This is a genomic window from bacterium, assembly GCA_016716565.1.
Lineage (GTDB): Bacteria > Bacteroidota > Ignavibacteria > Ignavibacteriales > Ignavibacteriaceae > IGN2.
In genome coordinates, this window is the sequence record JADJWC010000002.1 from 566,786 (window position 1) to 584,396 (window position 17,611).

The window sequence follows — 17,611 nt, forward strand, 5'->3', positions numbered from 1 at the left end:
AAATTTGTGCTACAAATATAACATACTAAAAATGAATAAAAAGCTTGCGAATAATCTATTTTTCATTATTTTATTGAAGGCCTGAGAGTTGTCCCGTTTAAGTCAAAATTACCAATGGGGGGATGATTGATATAGTTGTATGCAATCTCACAATATATGCTATATGTCAAGCCAGCAACTGAGAGAAAAGAATTTACTCTAATACTGAAATAAAGGTTTCGTCAACTAAAAATTATTTTGCGAACTCATCAAGAAAATATGCTGAGCTTAATATTCCCAGATGAAAATGATTCAGGTTAAAATGTTCATTCGGTGAATGAAGGTTTTCAGTATTTAGTCCCATCCCCATAAGTACTGGTGATGCTTTCAATTTTTTCGCAAACGAAACAACAATTGGTATTGAACCGCCTTCTCTCATAAATACTGTCTTCTTTCCAAAAACTTTTGCTAATGCACTTGCTGCTGCCTGTGTCGCTTTATCATCGAGTGAAGTAGCTATCGGATAAGCACCATGTAAATCTTTTATTTCCATTGTAACAGATTTTGGTGCAATTTTTTTCATATAGGATGTAAAGAGTTTTCCTATTTTTTTAGGATCCTGATTCGGAACAAGACGCATACTAATCTTAGCAGTAGCTTTTGAAGGAAGTACAGTTTTAGCACCTTCGCCGGTGAATCCTCCGAAAATTCCGTTGCAATCTAATGTCGGTCTTGCCCAAACTCTTTCGAGAGTTGAGAAGCCCTTTTCACCTTTTAGTTCTTTAACACCGAGAGTCTTTGCGTATTGCTTTTCTGAGAATGGCAGTCTCTTAAAATTATCTCTTTCTTTTTTAGTAAGATTAACAACGTCCTTATAAAAACCGGGAATTTTTATTTTGCCATTACCATCCTTTAGTTTCGAAATCATTTCCGCGAGGACATTAATAGGATTATCAACTCCGCCACCGAATGTTCCTGAATGTAAATCTCTGTTCGGACCGGTAACAACAACTTCCATATAACATAATCCTCTTAATCCATAAGTCAGCGTTGGTATTCCGGGTCCGTAAAGAGAAGTATCCGAAATCATAACTGCATCGCATTTAAGCATTTCCTGGTTTTTATTTACGAACTCATCGAGATTTCCACTTCCGATTTCTTCTTCACCTTCTATAATAAATTTAACATTCAAAGGAAGTTTGCCGATAGTTTTAAAATAAGCTTCAACACTTTTAATGTGCATGTACATCTGACCTTTATCATCTGTTGCACCGCGAGCGAAAATATTTTCACCTTTAATTGTTGGTTCAAATGGAGGAGAATCCCACAGATTAATCGGATCAACAGGCTGAACATCATAATGTCCGTAAACTAAAACTGTTGGTTTTCCCGGAGCATGAAGCCAATCGGCATATACCAACGGATGACCTTTTGTTTCGATAACTTTTACATTTTCCATCCCGGCTTCTGTGAGTTTATCAGCAACAAACTGTGCCGCTGTGTTCATATCAGTTTTATTTTCAGCAAGTGTGCTGATGCTTGGAATTCTTAAAAAGTTTTTCAACTCATCAACGTATTTCTGCTTGTTTGAATTAATATAACCAACTACATTTTCCATTTTATCACTCCTTATTTTTGTTCTATCTCAAACTTATGAATAATGGGAATAAAGTTTTTAAAGTTATTAACTGTCATTTCATCAAGATCTTTCAAAATTTCATTTGGTGGTATAAAGAAAGTGTGCCACGGATCGTCAACCAGAAAAAGAAATTTTTCAGAAGTAATTGTGATTGATTCAAGTGAGCCAACATATTCCAGACTATCATAGCTGGGAATCACAGTTTTCATCTCAAAAAAATCCAAATCAATTATGTTAAAATATTCATCCAGAAGCAATTTAAAAACTTTCCTGTGATTCCTGTCAATCCCCAAAAGTGAATAATTTTCATCCGAGTACAGCCCACAGACAGTAGAAATATTGAGAGTATCAGTAGAAATTTCTTTCACAATTGTCAATGAATTCTTGTCAGCAATTTTTATCAATGTATGATCGCTGAATTCTCCAGGACTCATCTGATCATTTTCGAGACCGAGATAAAAATAATTTTCATCCGAAGTTAATCCTTCATAGCCAACATTTGGCTGCAGTTTATTATTAAACACATTTTCCGGTGTGAACTGAACTATTTCAAGAGTCACTATTGTATCACGCAAAATATCATTATTTAAAAACTTTAATTTGCAGATGTTGTGATACTTTAAATGCTCGTTTCCGTTTCCTTCAATCGTTAAATATACCTCGCCTGTGTACCTGTCATAAAAAATTTCCTCGAAATCCCATTTTGGATAATTAGCCAGCATTTCATTTGCTTGATCACTAAATTTAATTTCAGAAAAGCTGAAGAGAGTATCCTGCTTAATCCTGAATCTATGAATCTTTCCAACATCATCTGCAAGTAGAAACTCTTTCTCATCATCTCTTTCTGAAATTAAAGTAATCCCGGAAGTCTGAGATGTTTTGTACTCATTATTTTTCAGCCATCGTGGATAATATTCAGCCGGATGAATTTCTAATTGCTTGCTATTCCCATCCGAAGAAATTGAAAAAAACAGGATGAACGATGCGGAGATCAGTATTAATATTGGAGCAGTTATAACAACAAATGAATTTTTCATATCTGGGTTAGAAATATATGAAACAAATCATATCAGTGTATACTGATTATCTTGTTAAACTTGGCAGGCTTGAGTATTTTTCTTTTGATGATTGCGCACAGATATATACTTAAAGCCCATTTTATTCCTTTTATTTTTTCTACGCTTACTTTGATGGGCATATTCCTTCTTCAGTTCATGATGAAATTTGCCGATCGTCTCGTCGGAAAGGGGCTTGACACCTGGTTAATCATTCAGCTGATTGTTTTCAATTTGTCCTGGATGCTTGTGCTAGTTATACCGATGGCTACACTTGTTGCAACTTTAATGGCGTACGGAAATTTCTCACAGAACAATGAGATTACGATATTAAAATCATCCGGTGTTAGTCTTTATAAAATGATGAGAGCACCGTTTTTAGCAAGCATCGTATTAGCATTTTTGTTGTTTTTGTTTAACGATCAGGTTTTGCCTGATGCAAATCATCAGGCAAGAATTCTTATGTCGGATATTTCCCAGCAGAAGCCGACACTTTCACTTGAGCCAGGATTCTTTTCACAGGAAGTTTCCAAGTATGCGATCCTTGTAAGAGAAATAAATTCACAAACGAATGAGCTAAGCGGTGTAACTATTTACGATTATACAACTCCTGCAAAAATCAATGTTGTAACAGCCAACAAAGGAAAAATTTATTTTACTGCTGATCAAAAAAATCTTGTTATGGATCTATGGAGCGGTGAAATCCACGAAGCAGATGTAAAGGAAACAGGACTTTACAGAAAACTTATCTTCGACAAGCACAGAATTGTAATGGATGGTTCCCAATTTACTTTCCACCAATCGCAGGGCGGGATAAGAGGAGAAAGAGAACTCGGTGTTGATACAATGGTTGCAATCGTTGACAACTTCAGAGCAGAAAGAAATCAGCAGTTAAAATTCTTAAAATCTGAAACAGATAATTATTTATTCACAAAAAAGTCGAAGAAGTTTTCATACAGCAACCCTGCACCGGAAGTACGCGAACATCTGGTTTATGCAAGAGTGCTCGATAAAATAAGAACAGCAAAAAATAATATCACTTCTAAAGCCAGAAGTATTGAATTCACCGACAGAGAAATTGAAAAATATGAAGTGGAGATTTATAAAAAATATTCTATCCCCGCGGCGTGCATCGTTTTCATTTTGATTGGTGCACCGCTGGGAGTTATGGTTAGAAAAGGCGGGTTTGGTGTGGCTGCAAGCATCAGCTTACTATTTTTCCTTATCTATTGGGCTTTCCTGATCGGTGGAGAAAAACTTGCTGAGCGAGGTTTCTTCTCTCCGTTTATAGGAATGTGGGCAGCAAATTTTCTGCTTGGTTTCCTTGGGATTGTACTCACAGTAAAAACTAATCGAGAGACAGTTACGATCAAATTCACTTTGCTGAAAAAATTAATTCCAAAAAGACTACGACAGTTGCAGGAACCAGATGAAAATTATTGACCGGTATTTAATCAAACAATTCCTGCTGACTGTTTTCTTTGCACTGCTTGCATTCATCCTGATTTTTTTAGTGATAGATGCAATGGAGAACCTCGATGATTTCATTGATCAGAATGTGCCGTGGGTAAACATCCTTCATTATTACGTGGTGTTCACTCCTGAAATAATAAAACTGATAACACCCGTCGCAGTTCTCTTCGGTGCTTTATTCACAGCAGGGAAAGCATCACAGCTAAGCGAGCTCACTGCAATCAGGGCAAGCGGGGTTAGTCTTTACAGGTTTATGGCGCCGTTCGTAGTCACTGCCCTGCTGATAAGTTTCATTTCACTTTACTTCGGCGGATACATTGTCCCGATGGCAAACAAAACAAAAGTTTATATTGAGCAGACATATCTTAAAAAAGGATTAGTGTTTACAGGAAGCAATATTTATTTCCAGGACAGCAAAGCGCGAATCGTAAGCATCTCTTACTTCGACAGCAATCTCAACTGGGCGAACAGAGTTAGCATACAGGAATTTAATGAAGCCAATCTTACTGAAATGATTCAGCGGATTGATGCACAGAAACTTGAATATGATTCACTCAGCGGAGTGTGGATTGCAAAACAGGGAGTTAAAAGAATTTTTACTGACAGAACCGAAACAGCCAGTTATTTCGACAGCTTAAAACTATCGAACCTGCATTTCAAACCGGTTGACCTCACAAAGAAACAGCAGAAGCCTGTGGAGATGAATTTAAGCGAACTATCAGACCTGATTGATTCACAGAAAAGAGCAGGAACAAATCCAATTGTTGCACAGATTGAATACCACTCGCGGTTTGCTTTTGCAATGACGAACGTAATAATTGTTCTCTTCGGACTACCAATATCTGCCAACAAAAGAAAAAGCGGTGTTGCTGTACAGGTTGGAATAAATATACTCATCGCATTTATCTATCTTGTCTTTATGAAAGTAAGTCAGGCATTTGGCAAGAATGGTGCGCTCGATCCAGTTTTAACTGCGTGGTTTGCAAACCTGATTTTTGTTGCAGGAACCTTCATCACCCTGCCGAGGATGAAGTACTGAATTATTTATTCTAATTAAATCAAATCATCTTTCTGGTCTGAACAAATTCTCCTGCTATCAATTGATAGAAATACACTCCGATTGGCAGTTGCTGTGCATTCCAGTTTAACTCATAATTGCCCACTGATTTTTCTTCATCCAGTACTCTTCATTTCTTGTTTAATTTTTTCTTCTCGACTGGTTGTTGTAAAAGTTATCACCCGTAACAACGCTTTTACCAGTTTTTTGTTCAAGTGCTTTCCTGGCATCTTTAGCAATCTTTCCGCCTTTCTTCGCGGGGGGTTTATTAGCTTCAAATCCTTGTGCTTTTTCACTTTCCGCAATTTGTCTCGTTGAAAGTTCAGCGAGTGCGGTGAATATCAGCTCGGCTTCACTCATATGATCACGAAGGTTTTGAGACTTTAATCTCTTTAAGTTCTTATGTTCTTTTACAGTCAGTTCGCTCCATTCTTTATGGATAATATTTGTTAGTATAGCGAACTCATCTTCTTTTTCTACTCCGTGTTTGCCCCAATAGTCAGTAAGCTTGTTTCTCGTCTCCTGACCCAACATTCTCTGCTGAATCCACTTTTCGCTTCTTCCTTTTTTCTGCCAGTACTCACGAGAACGATTCAGGGCAATTTCAGGATTGTTCATTTCTTCCATTCGCTCATAACCAACTCTTGCAAGCCATAGTTTTATTGGTTCGGCTTTTTTACTTGGCACAGATTGAACGAGCCGAAGTATGGTTTCTACATCAGCCACATCGGTCAGGTATCGTTTGCCATCTGCCGCTAATAATTTCAGTTTGTCACAGTTTGTGACAATCTCACTTCCTTCCTTTTTCAGACGATTTTTTAACGTAGTCCAATAACTTTGTGCTTTTTTAAAATCTATCTGACCGGTTAAAGCTGCAACAATATCAATTACAGAAAAATACCAGATTTCTTTTTCTTCATCGTAATGTCGTCGAATTCTGAAAGTTTCAAATATTACGAGTGATTTTTCGTTTTTTGCTTCCATAAAATTCTAAAAATTATTAAGATTAGAAATTGAATAACACTTACCTAAGAAGAAAATGTAAACTTGACTGCAAGTTAAGTTATAAAAAATAAAACCTCAATCTGCTTAAAATAAAAAATCCCGGGTCATCACTCCGGGGCAGATTAAAAAATAATATTTTTGAGTTACTTCAATAATAACATATTCTTCGTGTTCACATAAGCTTGTCCTGAGCCTGTCGAAGGATCAACTGCTCTCAATTGATAGAAATACACCCCGCTCGGTAATGATGCTGCATTAAACTCAACTTCACACCTCCCTGCTGGTTTGTATTCATCAACAAGTGTTGCAATTTCATTTCCCAAAACATCAAACACATTTAGAGTAATCTCACTGCTTACTGGTAATTGATAACTGATTACCGTGCTTGGGTTGAATGGATTTGGGTAGTTCTGCTCAAGAATAAATTCTGTTGGTTGAATTAGTTCATCTTTTACGGAAGTAATTTCACTTAATGGTCTTCGCCAAACTCCACCTGAATGTAATGTTCCACTGAAAGCATTATTGCCAATAGTTGCGAAGGAAGCTACCCATTTGTCAGGAGGTAAACCTTCGTTTATTGATATCCAGCTTGTACCAACATCAGTAGAAAGAAATACCAGACCATCATTACTATTCTCGTTAATTGACCCTGCAAAGATATTTGTCCCAATTATGCCAAAAGACATGATACGATATTGTAGTGGCCATGAATTAACTTGAGTCCAGGTATTGCCATAATCAGTAGAACGTAAAATAATTGAACCATCACCTGAAAATGTACTTTGCCCACAAACACATAAAGGTCCACCACTTCCAGGTTCTGTACTCACCTGATTCCAGCTTATTCCATTGTTAGTAGAAAGATAGATGCTCCCATGGCAAGTTGTATCACAAATACTGACACCAGCACAAAGATTAGTTCCGCCTGTTCCATTGGGGATTGTAACAATAGCATTGACATTTCTATTAGGTGGGAAACCATTGTTAATTGGAATCCAGGTTATTCCGTTATCATCAGAGCGATATACACCACCTTCAGTACCAGGATAAGTTGACGAAGCACCAGCGAAGAGACTTGTTCCACTAATTGTAAAACAAGTGATTGTTGTATCAATAGGTAATGATTTAATTAATGCCCAGCTTAAACCGTTATCGGTGGAACGAAAAACCCCGCCAAATAAAGTACTTGCATATAAATATGTTCCACAAACAAATAATGAAAAGATACAGGTGTTCGTAAGACCATAGTTTATTTGAGCCCAACTTTGACCTCCATCACTTGACAAAAACACTCCTTCTTGACACCCTCCGGCAAACAGATTTGTGTCACTAACTGTAAGTGTAATCACACCTACCGAGTCCAGGCCATTGGTTTGCACCCATTGTGCAAAACTTAAATGCGCTGCCAGAAAAAGAAACAAAGAAATTTGTATTAATTTTTTCAATGTAAAACTTCATTAAAATTTTTATGCGTACAAGAAATAATTTTTCCAATTCTAAATACTCTCTCCCAACTTCTGACTACTTCAGTAATAACATTTTTTTTGTTCCAATATAATTTCCCGCTTTTAATTGATAGAAGTAAACCCCACTTGGCAGATTCCGGATGTTGCCGGAATGGCTATTAGTATTGAACTCAACTTCATACCTTCCTGCTGGTTTTTCTTCGTTTATAAGAGTTGCGATTTCATTTCCCAAAACATCAAATACTTTCAATGTTACATCGCAGCTTACAGGTAACTGATAACTAATCACGGTGCTTGGATTTAAGGGGTTGGGGTAGTTTTGTGAGAGAGAATAGTCCGTTAACATTTCTGTGTTTTGATCATCGACAGCGAGAGGTATTTCTCCACCGCCAAATGCACCTATATCACTTCGGTCTGTTCCTAATCCCCAAATACAATGTAAACTAGAATCTGAAAAATCAGGATCGCCTGCATCAATACACGGGGAGTTAAAAGTGCTGCCACAATCAGTGGACATAAGATGATAATTGAAGTTTGCCGTATCTCGGAACATAGGATCACTATCCATATTATTTTCGTATAACCCAGTATAATTATTTCCAGCGCCAGCACCACCAAAACTTTCTTTACCTCCCTGAATGTCGCAGTAGAAAAAATTTGGGTCTGAGGTAGCCTCAATTAAATTAACCTGATTTCCATTCGTGGCCGTATTTCCCCAAATAATATTGTTTATAAAAACTGGGTCTGAATTCTGATTGCAGCAAATTCCGCCTCCAAGAGTAGAACTGTTAAAAGCAATCGTATTGTTAATAAAGATTGACTTGTCTCCAATATAACATTTGATACCACCTCCTTCACCTTCAACGCCAAAAGATTGATTATTAATAATAATATTATTTGTGATTATTGCATTTGTTGTCATAGTAAATATTCCACCCCCTGCCCTGGTAGTAACATTTTCAGAAATAAAATTTCCAGAGATGATCGCATCATTGTAACAACAAGTAATTGGACCATGAGGGCCGCTATTATTTGCAAATACGTTATTGGATAAAATTGGATTTTCACCTGGATTATTAATTGAGCTATAAAGGCTTAAAATTGCACAATCAGTAGTTCCTGTAGTATTTCTGAAAGTGCTATTAACAATAATTGGTGAAGCTGATTTGATAAAAATCGCAGCCCCACCTGTTAAAGCAGTAATATCACCACTGTTGCTATTGTATTCAAAAAGACAATCAGATACAAAAACTTTATCAAATGCACCGATTAAAATTGCACCACCACATCTATCCCAACTTGAGCTAACTCCCGTATTAGCCTTTCCGTATCTAAATGAACAATAAATTAATTTCGACGTGTCATTTGTGTTGGGTGTGTAATTGAATCTTATACCATGCCAACCAATTTCTACACTATCAGCTGTAAAGTTTATTGAATCCTGCTGAGTACCAACAGCGAGTAGTCTACCTTGTACATTAAATTTATAGTGACCCATAAATACAACACTTACTCCAGAACCTATCGTTAGTGTTTCACCATTTGGAATTGTTATTTCTCCCTGTATATAGTATGGTGACCCTGCTGATGACCAGTCACCACTTACATCACCTGGTGGAATAAATGTCTGAGCAATTGAACTTGTTATAAGAATGGGAAAAAACAGTAAAAAAATTTTGATTTGGTTCATGGTGTACCTCCTGTTAGAAGTTGAAAAAGTTATTTTCAAAACTTCTGCTTCGGGAGAGAAGGAAAGCATTCAGCGCAGTGGAGTTAGAGGTCAACAATAAGAATTCTTGCCCTCGCGGAGTAGAAATTATTTTTCCGTAAATAAAATGCAAATTGTTACTTACAAAATCAAGCAACACTTACTAATCAGCAAACAATTGTAGCGGCGAATTGAATTCGCCCAAAACAAAAAGGGGCGTATGCGATACACCCCAGCGAAATATAACAGGTGTCATAGTTAGATCTGTGCAACTTCATCAAACAGGATAACATCATAAGTACCCCGCCTTAACCCAAAATTGGCTAACTTTGAGAGAGAAATTTCTTTCAATCACAGATGTTCGAAATAATAATCATAATAATCCTTATCGCAATAAACGGTGTGCTCGCAATGAGCGAGATTGCATTCGTTTCTTCCAAAAAATTCAAGCTGGAAGAAAAAGCAAAGAAAGGAAGTGAAGCAGCAAAAAAAGCTTTGATACTTTTAAAAGAACCGGAAAAATTTCTCTCCGCAGTTCAGATAGGTATTACTCTCGTTGGTATACTCGCCGGTGCGTACGGCGGTTATGCAATTGCAGAGGATATAACTCCCATCTTTGAACAGGTAAGCTATCTTAAAAAATATGCTATTGAAATTTCGATAGGTCTTATAGTTGCGTTAATTACATATCTTTCTCTTGTTATCGGCGAGCTCGTTCCAAAAACCATTGCACTTAATAATCCTGAAAGGATAACTCTTTTAACTGCCGGGTTGATGTATTATATAACAAAAATATTTGCACCCGTCGTATGGTTTTTGAGTGCGTCCACAAAGCTGCTTTTATCTTTAACCGGAATTAAGAAAAATCCTGAACCGCCTGTTTCGGAAGAAGAATTGAAATCACTGCTGGAAACAGGAACTCAGCACGGCACCTTTGAAAAAGAAGAATCCGAGATGATTAAAAAAATATTCAGCTTTAACGATAAGAAAGTAAGCGAGATAATGGTACGCAGGGTCGATATCGAGTGGATTGATTCATCAATGACAAACGATGAAATATTTCAGTTTATATCCACGCACCATTACTCGAAGTACGTAGCAGCTGAAAATGATATAGATAATTTCCTGGGAATACTTTATGCGAAGGAATTTCTGATCAACTATCACAATAATCCTTCGTTTGATTTGAAATCAATTATTGTCGAAGCACTTATTGTCCCTGATACAATTTATTCGATTGATCTTTTTGAAAGATTCAGAGAGAATAAAACCAATATTGCTGTCGTAATAAATGAGTACGGCGGGACGGAAGGTTTAATTACTCTGCACGATCTGATCGAAAATATCGTAGGTGAAATACCCGAGAAGTTTGATGAATCGGAACAAAATATTATAGTTCGTGAAGATGGATCATACCTCGTAGATGGCTCAACCGAAATAAATAAAGTTTCAGAACTGCTTTCAATTGAATTTGCTGCAGAAGAATACACTACACTCGGCGGTTTTATGATGAGCAAGCTCGGTAAAATACCTGAAGAGGGTGATGTGGTAAAACATAGTCAGTATAAATTTGAAATAGTTGATATGGATGAAAAACGTGTCGATAAAGTTTTAATAGAAAAGTCAATTGATCAGAAATAAAAAATGCCATCCCAAAAAATGAGATGGCAATTTTAAATTTGGTTTTAGATCCTTCGACAAGTTTATAGTGAGCTTGTCGAACTGCTCAGGATGACAGTTCGGCTAATTCACCTTCTCGGGTCCTTTCGGTGCAACGAATCCAAAATGCTGGTCAGCCGGCATTTCCATTTTAATTTCACCGAAGCGCGCTTCAAATTTTTCTATGTTATCTTTCAACGCTTTCATCAGCATCTTTGCATGCTGCGGTGTTGTAATAATTCGCGAAAGCACTTTTGCTTTCGGCACACCGGGCACAATACGCGTAAAGTCAATTATAAACTCAGCCGGTGAGTGAGTGATGATAGCCAGGTTGGAATAAATTCCTTCCGCTTCTTTTTCACCAAGCTCGATATTTATCTGCTGTCCCTGAGGAGGTTTGTTTTGATTCATCTCTTTCACTTTATCTTAATTCATCTGCTTTTTTAAATGCATTGTTTGCATCATCCGTCATTCCTAAAACAGAATATACTTTACCGAGCAGCTCCCATATCGCAACGTTGCTCTGATCCTTTTCTACAACTTTCTCTAGGTAAGGTAAAGCGGCTTCATATTTTTTCTTATAATCATCGCTCATAACACCTTTCTGTTCTGCTTCTTTGTTCATTGCGGTTCCCCATTTTACATAGGTAACTCCGAGGTTATAAATCGCGTTATCATATTCAGGATCAAGCTTAATTGCTTCAAGAAGCTGTGTCTCTGCTTCAGGATATTTATCGGTGTTAAGAAGAACAACTCCGTAATTATAACGATTGAATTTATTGTTTGGATCTTTTTCAACTAAATCTTCTGCAGAAGTTAATGCGTCCTGCATCTTATTCGCGCCAATATAAGCACTGAACTTTGTTCCAATCATCTCGGCATTCTCTGGAAATTTTGAAGTTCCTTCCTCAAGTATTGCTATTGAGTTGTTGTAATATTCCATTGCCTTTACGCTGTCCTGAACATTTTTGTCCATTTTAAAATCACTCATTTTATTGAGACCCAGAGTATAGTAAACTTCTCCAAGATACTGATAACCTTCTTCAGCCTGTTCAAGTTCAACAAGTTTCTTCAATGGTGCAATTGATTCTTCGGTTTTTCCTGTTGTTAATAAAACAAATGCAAGATTTCTGTACGTTTCGCCTGAATCTGGCTCAAGTACTATTGCTTTATTGTAAGCATCAATTGCCATATCGTAGTACATTTTGGAGCTGTCTGCATCCGTTGCTTTATTTCCTCTCTGAAAAAGATTTACTCCGCGGTTAAAATTATTTGCCCATTGGAAAGCTTTGTATTCATCTATATTCTTTTGAAACTTACTGCTTATTGCAAGAGATTTATCGAACGACTCAATCATTTTATCAACGTTATCAAGTTCGCTGTAAACTGTTCCAAGCAGAAAATAGCCTTCGTCACTTTGCGGATTTTTTGTTACTTCGGAATTCAGTGTTTCAATTGCTTTATCCCAATTCTTCTGCTGAATGTAGAGTTTTGCACTCGTGAGTTCAGTTGAAGAGCATTGGAATCCAAGGAACATTACCCCCATCATTAACATTCCGAGTACAATTAGTTTGGAATTTTTCATATTAACTCCATTTATGGATTATTAAGTTTATTGATTTGTTACTTTTGGATGAAATTTATGTTCCAAAAATACAATTATTATTCTTAAAAGACAGACATATTTTGAATCACACTATACCTATTTAAATTGATTTTGGAAGCCTAAAAGGGTAATTTTTGAAGTGAAATAAGAGGAAATTTTGTTAACCAAAGAAATCATAAATTCTGTTCCGAAAGTTCTGCTCCACGATCATATCGATGGAGGTCTGCGTCCACAAACAGTGATCGACCTTGCTGATGAACTTAATTACAAAAAACTTCCAACACGCGATGCGGAGGAACTAGCAAACTGGTTCCACATCGGTGCTAACAAAGGCAGCTTAGTTGAATTTCTGAAAGGCTTTGAACATACTACTGCAGTTATGCAGACGAAAGAAGGACTGGAAAAAGTTGCTTACGAGATGATGGAGGATATGAAAAAAGATGGTGTTGCTTATGTTGAAACAAGGTTCGCTCCGGTTTATCATACAAACAAAGATTTGTATCTCGAAGATACTGTAACTGCTGTGCTCAATGGATTAGAAAAAGGTAGAAGAGATTTCGGTGTCGGTTATGGATTAATCCTTTGCGGAATGCGTAATATGAAAAATACGCTCGAGATTGCTGAGCTTGCTGTTAATTTCAGAAAAGACGGAGTTGTTGGATTTGATCTTGCAGGTGAAGAAGGCGGATATCCTCCTAAAAAGCATCTCGAAGCATTTCAGTTTATTCAGCGAGCAAATTTTAATATAACTATTCACGCTGGTGAAGCTTTCGGAAAAGAATCTATCTGGCAGGCAATTCAGTGGTGCGGTGCGCACAGGATCGGTCACGCAACAAGATTGCTTGAAGATATTGTGTTGAATGAAGACGGCGAGGTTGTAAGTTTCGGCGATCTGGCTCAATATGTACTTGATAAAAGAATTCCTCTTGAAATTTGTTTGTTAAGCAACCTGCATACCGGTGCAGTAGATAAGCTTGAGAATCATCCTTTCGGAATATTATTCAAAGAGAAATTCAGAGTAACGATAAATACAGATGACAGGCTGATGAGCAATACAAATATGACTGAAGAATTTATGACGGCCATCAAGTATTTTAATCTCAGCTTTGATGAAATTGAAAAAATTACAATTAACGCAATGAAGTCTGCATTCATTCCATACAAAGAACGATTAAGATACATATACGATATTATTAAACCGGGATATCAAAAAGTCCGGAATCAACTATACAATTAAGCATACAAGAAAATGAAAAAACTTTTTACAAATTATAATTTTGAATTCAACAAAAACGAGAAGAAACTTTTATCATCTTTCTGCAAACAGGCACTCAAGCAAATGGGAAACGATAACCAGTATTTTGGTGAAGTGAAGGCATTCAATTCTATTCTGGAAAAATTAAATGCAAACTCTGACAGCGTTAAACTCACAAAAGATGAAAAGATAAGACTGACCAATAACATCAAACAAAATATTGAGTATCTGAAAAAAGAGATGAGCAAAAGCTGGTTTATTAAGAAATGGCTGATGAAATCACTTTATAAACAGTATTCAGATATTTATGAAAATCATTTTAAAGGATAAATGATGATCCCTACTGATGAAAAAATTATTAAAGCACCGACAGGAACAAACTTAAGCTGTAAAGGATGGATTCAGGAAGCAGCTATGAGAATGCTGATGAACAACCTTAATCCGGAAGTCGCAGAAAGACCTGAAGATCTTATTGTTTACGGCGGTAGCGGAAAAGCAGCACGTAATTGGGATGCGTTTGCTGCAATTGTTGACTCATTAAAGAAGCTTGAAAATGATGAAACACTTTTAGTTCAATCAGGAAAACCTGTTGGCATTTTTAAAACTCACACTAATGCACCACGGGTTATTATTTCCAATTCAATGCTCGTTCCCGATTGGGCAACCTGGGATGAGTTCCGCAGACTTGAACAGCTTGGATTAACGATGTACGGACAGATGACTGCTGGAAGCTGGATATACATCGGAACACAGGGAATCCTTCAAGGCACTTATGAGACTTTCGCTGAATGTGCCCGAAAATATTTTGATGGAACTTTAAAAGGAAAATTTGTACTTACAGCCGGTCTTGGTGGAATGGGCGGAGCTCAGCCGCTTGCTGCAACTTTTAACGGAGCTGCTTGCCTTGGAATTGAAGTTGATCGTTCCCGTGCACAAAAGAGAATTGATACTGGTTATCTCGATTTCCTTACTGATAATATTGATGAGGCACTGAATAAAGTGCTTGATGCAAAATCAAAGGGAATTGCTCTTTCAGTTGGATTAATTGGAAACGCTGGCGAAGTTCTTCCTGAAATTTTAAAAAGAAATATTATTCCCGATGTTTTAACTGATCAGACTTCTGCTCATGATGTTCTCAATGGTTACGTCCCGATGGGAATGAGCTTTGAACAGGCAATTCAACTTAGAAAAACAGATCCCGACAAATACATCAAGCTTTCACGGCAAACAATTGTGAATCATGTCCAAGCAATGCTTGAGTTTCAGAAACGCGGTGCAATCACTTTTGATTACGGCAACAACATCCGCGGAGAAGCAAAGGAAAATGGAGTGAGGAATGCTTTCGATATTCCCGGCTTTGTTCCTGAATTTATTCGTCCGCTTTTCTGTGATGGTAAAGGTCCGTTTCGATGGGCTGCCCTTTCCGGTAATCCAAAAGATATTTACGAAACAGACAAAGCTGTAAAGGAAACTTTTCCTGAGAATAAAGCATTGATGAATTGGATTGATATGGCACAGAAAAAAGTTCACTTCCAGGGATTGCCTTCAAGAATTTGCTGGCTTGGTTACGGCGAGCGAGCGAAGATGGGAAAGATTTTCAACAAACTTGTTGCGGATAAAAAAGTAAAAGCTCCGATTGTAATCGGAAGAGATCATCTCGATTGTGGTTCCGTTGCGTCCCCGAATAGGGAAACCGAAGGAATGATAGATGGAAGTGATGCGATTGCTGATTGGCCGATATTGAATGCACTGTTAAATGCAATCGGCGGTGCAAGCTGGGTTTCAGTTCATCACGGCGGTGGAGTTGGAATTGGTAAATCAATTCACGCAGGAATGGTAGTAGTTGCTGATGGAACTAAAGAAGCTGAAGAAAGATTGGAAAGAGTTTTAACGTATGATCCGGGAATGGGAGTTATGCGTCACGCGGATGCTGGTTACAAACAAGCAATTGAAAATGCGAAAAAATGGAATGTTAAAATTCCAATGCTGAAAAAGTAAACGATATGTCATTGCGAGGAACGAAGTGACGAAGCAATCTAAAAAAATGTTGTGGATCATATTATTTAGTCTAATAGTCAGTTGTAATGTTTCATTCGCTCAATCGAATGATCAGATTAATGAAGATGAATGTACTTTTAACGGAATTCAGCTTTACGGTAAAATCCAGTTTGTGGAATCATTCCCTGATTTAACTGTTCAGGTTGTTGAATCATTTCCTGATCTGAAAGTAAAAATAGTGGAATCTTTTCCCGATGACTGCGGTGAATGGCAGATTGTTGATTCGTTTCCGGATATAAAAGTCAAGATAGTCGAATCATTCGCAGATATAAAAATAAAATTTGTGGAATCGTTTCCAGGAATTCCTTAGAAAATAGATTGTCATTCCGAACTAGTTTCGGAATCCAAAAAAATATTATCAAAGATGCTGACACCTGCCTGTTCGGCAGGCAGGCAAGTTCAGCGAAATAGAAAATCATAAATAGAGGAGTAAATATGAAACTTAAAGTATTAGTAGCCGACAAATTTCCTGACAAGTACATTCAGCAGATGAAAGATCTTGATCTCGATGTAATTTATCAGCCAAAGCTTGGTGAAAAAGATCTTCCGGAAGCTGCGAAGGAAGTTGATATTCTTGTTGTCCGATCAACAGTAGTAAATGAAGAGACTATCAACAGTTCAAAGAAGCTCAATCTTATAATCCGTGCAGGTTCAGGTGTTAACAACATCAATATTGCTGCGGCGAATAAAAAAGGTATTTATGTTACCAACTGTCCCGGAATGAATGCAGTTGCAGTTGCCGAACTTGCAATTGGATTGATGATCTCAATCGACAGGTTTATTCCGGATAATGTGAGCGATTTCAATAAAAACGTATGGAATAAAGATAAATATTCCAAAGGAAAAGGATTAAAAGGTAAAACTCTTGGTCTCATTGGAGTTGGAAACATCGGTAAAGAAGTCGCAAGGAGAGCCCTCGCTTTTGAAATGAATGTTTACGGAAAAGATATTACTAGAATCGAAGGAGTTCAGATAAAAGATTTCAGTGAGATGGATCAGCTTCTTCCTTTGTGCGATGTTGTCAGCATTCACCTACCCGCAACACCACAAACAAAAGGATTGTTCAATAAGCAGATGTTCAGCTATATGAAAAATGGTGCTTACCTGATTAATACATCACGGCAAGATATAGTTGTTGAAGATGATCTTCTTGAAGCAATCAAAGAAAAAAATATCCGTTATGCCTGTGATGTTTTCAAAGGTGAACCGGAAGCAAAATCCGGTGAAGTAACTTCGAAGCTGCAGAACAATCCGAATATTTATGTAACACACCACATTGGTGCTTCAACTGAGCAAGCGCAGGATGCAGTTGCTGAAGAGACAATAAATATTATTAATCATTACATTCACAGCGGAGTAATTGACCACTGGGTAAACAGAGCAAAAATCACAGATGCTAAATATCAGCTTGTAGTAAAACATTATGACAAGCCAGGTGTTCTTGCAAGTGTTCTCGATTTGCTACGTGAAGGAGATATAAATGTTGAAGAGATTGAAAACGTAATATTCGATGGCGGAATTGCAGCAAGCTGCACAATGAAACTAAAGAATGCCGCAACTGCCGATATGCTGAAGAAGATGAGTGAAAATCCGAATGTGATAAGTGTTAGTCACGTAGAGATTTAGTTTTTTTATGGGCGGTTCTCAGAAT

The 17,611-nt window shown here is 37.2% G+C and carries 15 protein-coding genes; 8 read left to right on the top strand and 7 right to left on the bottom strand.

The window, feature by feature from the left end; translation table 11 throughout:
• Positions 1–232: 232 nt before the first annotated feature.
• Together IPM14_09380 and IPM14_09385 are read right to left on the bottom strand one after the other, a co-directional pair.
• On the bottom strand, positions 233–1,597 hold the full coding sequence (locus IPM14_09380) for a dipeptidase (GenBank protein ID MBK9098305.1): 1,365 nt from the start codon (positions 1,595–1,597) through the stop codon (positions 233–235).
• An 11-nt stretch (positions 1,598–1,608) separates the two neighbouring features.
• Positions 1,609–2,655, bottom strand: coding sequence for a hypothetical protein (locus tag IPM14_09385; GenBank protein MBK9098306.1), 1,047 nt, complete (start codon positions 2,653–2,655; stop codon positions 1,609–1,611).
• A gap of 87 nt (positions 2,656–2,742) precedes the next feature.
• Here IPM14_09385 and IPM14_09390 point away from each other — a divergent pair, with 87 nt between their 5' ends.
• Positions 2,743–4,116, top strand: coding sequence for an LptF/LptG family permease (locus tag IPM14_09390; GenBank protein ID MBK9098307.1), 1,374 nt, complete (start codon positions 2,743–2,745; stop codon positions 4,114–4,116).
• Positions 4,103–5,185, top strand: coding sequence for an LptF/LptG family permease (locus IPM14_09395; protein ID MBK9098308.1), 1,083 nt, complete (start codon positions 4,103–4,105; stop codon positions 5,183–5,185). Before IPM14_09390 ends, IPM14_09395 begins: the two co-directional genes overlap by 14 nt.
• Positions 5,186–5,344: 159 nt before the next feature.
• On the opposite strand, the gene IPM14_09400 is transcribed toward IPM14_09395, so the two are convergent.
• The 3 genes from IPM14_09400 to IPM14_09410 all read right to left on the bottom strand — a co-directional run bounded on the left by IPM14_09400 (position 5,345) and on the right by IPM14_09410 (position 9,433).
• The gene (locus IPM14_09400; protein MBK9098309.1) at positions 5,345–6,187 is read right to left on the bottom strand and encodes a hypothetical protein; all 843 of its coding nucleotides are present in this window, start codon (positions 6,185–6,187) and stop codon (positions 5,345–5,347) included.
• A gap of 164 nt (positions 6,188–6,351) precedes the next feature.
• Entirely contained in the window at positions 6,352–6,894 is a 543-nt protein-coding gene (locus IPM14_09405; protein ID MBK9098310.1) for a T9SS type A sorting domain-containing protein, read from the bottom strand.
• A gap of 835 nt (positions 6,895–7,729) precedes the next feature.
• Positions 7,730–9,433: a T9SS type A sorting domain-containing protein gene (locus tag IPM14_09410; GenBank protein ID MBK9098311.1), complete on the bottom strand. Its 1,704-nt coding sequence runs from the start codon at positions 9,431–9,433 to the stop codon at positions 7,730–7,732.
• Positions 9,434–9,739: 306 nt separating this feature from the next.
• Here IPM14_09410 and IPM14_09415 point away from each other — a divergent pair, with 306 nt between their 5' ends.
• Positions 9,740–11,023: an HlyC/CorC family transporter gene (locus IPM14_09415; GenBank protein ID MBK9098312.1), complete on the top strand. Its 1,284-nt coding sequence runs from the start codon at positions 9,740–9,742 to the stop codon at positions 11,021–11,023.
• Positions 11,024–11,125: 102 nt separating this feature from the next.
• Here IPM14_09415 and IPM14_09420 read toward each other — a convergent pair whose 3' ends face one another.
• Together IPM14_09420 and IPM14_09425 are read right to left on the bottom strand one after the other, a co-directional pair.
• Positions 11,126–11,452 carry a DUF3467 domain-containing protein gene (locus IPM14_09420; protein MBK9098313.1) on the bottom strand — a complete coding sequence of 109 codons (327 nt, stop codon included), beginning with the start codon at positions 11,450–11,452 and terminating at the stop codon, positions 11,126–11,128.
• 10 nt (positions 11,453–11,462) lie between these two features.
• Positions 11,463–12,626 carry a tetratricopeptide repeat protein gene (locus IPM14_09425; GenBank protein ID MBK9098314.1) on the bottom strand — a complete coding sequence of 388 codons (1,164 nt, stop codon included), beginning with the start codon at positions 12,624–12,626 and terminating at the stop codon, positions 11,463–11,465.
• A 178-nt stretch (positions 12,627–12,804) separates the two neighbouring features.
• Between IPM14_09425 and IPM14_09430 the strand changes: the two genes are divergently transcribed.
• The 5 genes from IPM14_09430 (at position 12,805) to IPM14_09450 (ending at position 17,586) form a co-directional block, all read left to right on the top strand.
• Positions 12,805–13,884, top strand: coding sequence for an adenosine deaminase (locus IPM14_09430; protein ID MBK9098315.1), 1,080 nt, complete (start codon positions 12,805–12,807; stop codon positions 13,882–13,884).
• Between the two features lie 12 nt (positions 13,885–13,896).
• Positions 13,897–14,232 (top strand): hypothetical protein, encoded by a 336-nt coding sequence (locus tag IPM14_09435; GenBank protein MBK9098316.1) that lies wholly within the window; start codon positions 13,897–13,899, stop codon positions 14,230–14,232.
• Positions 14,233–15,900 (top strand): urocanate hydratase, encoded by a 1,668-nt coding sequence (gene hutU, locus IPM14_09440; GenBank protein MBK9098317.1) that lies wholly within the window; start codon positions 14,233–14,235, stop codon positions 15,898–15,900.
• A gap of 46 nt (positions 15,901–15,946) precedes the next feature.
• Positions 15,947–16,270 (top strand): hypothetical protein, encoded by a 324-nt coding sequence (locus IPM14_09445; protein MBK9098318.1) that lies wholly within the window; start codon positions 15,947–15,949, stop codon positions 16,268–16,270.
• Between the two features lie 125 nt (positions 16,271–16,395).
• Positions 16,396–17,586 (top strand): phosphoglycerate dehydrogenase, encoded by a 1,191-nt coding sequence (locus IPM14_09450; GenBank protein ID MBK9098319.1) that lies wholly within the window; start codon positions 16,396–16,398, stop codon positions 17,584–17,586.
• Positions 17,587–17,611: the final 25 nt, after the last annotated feature.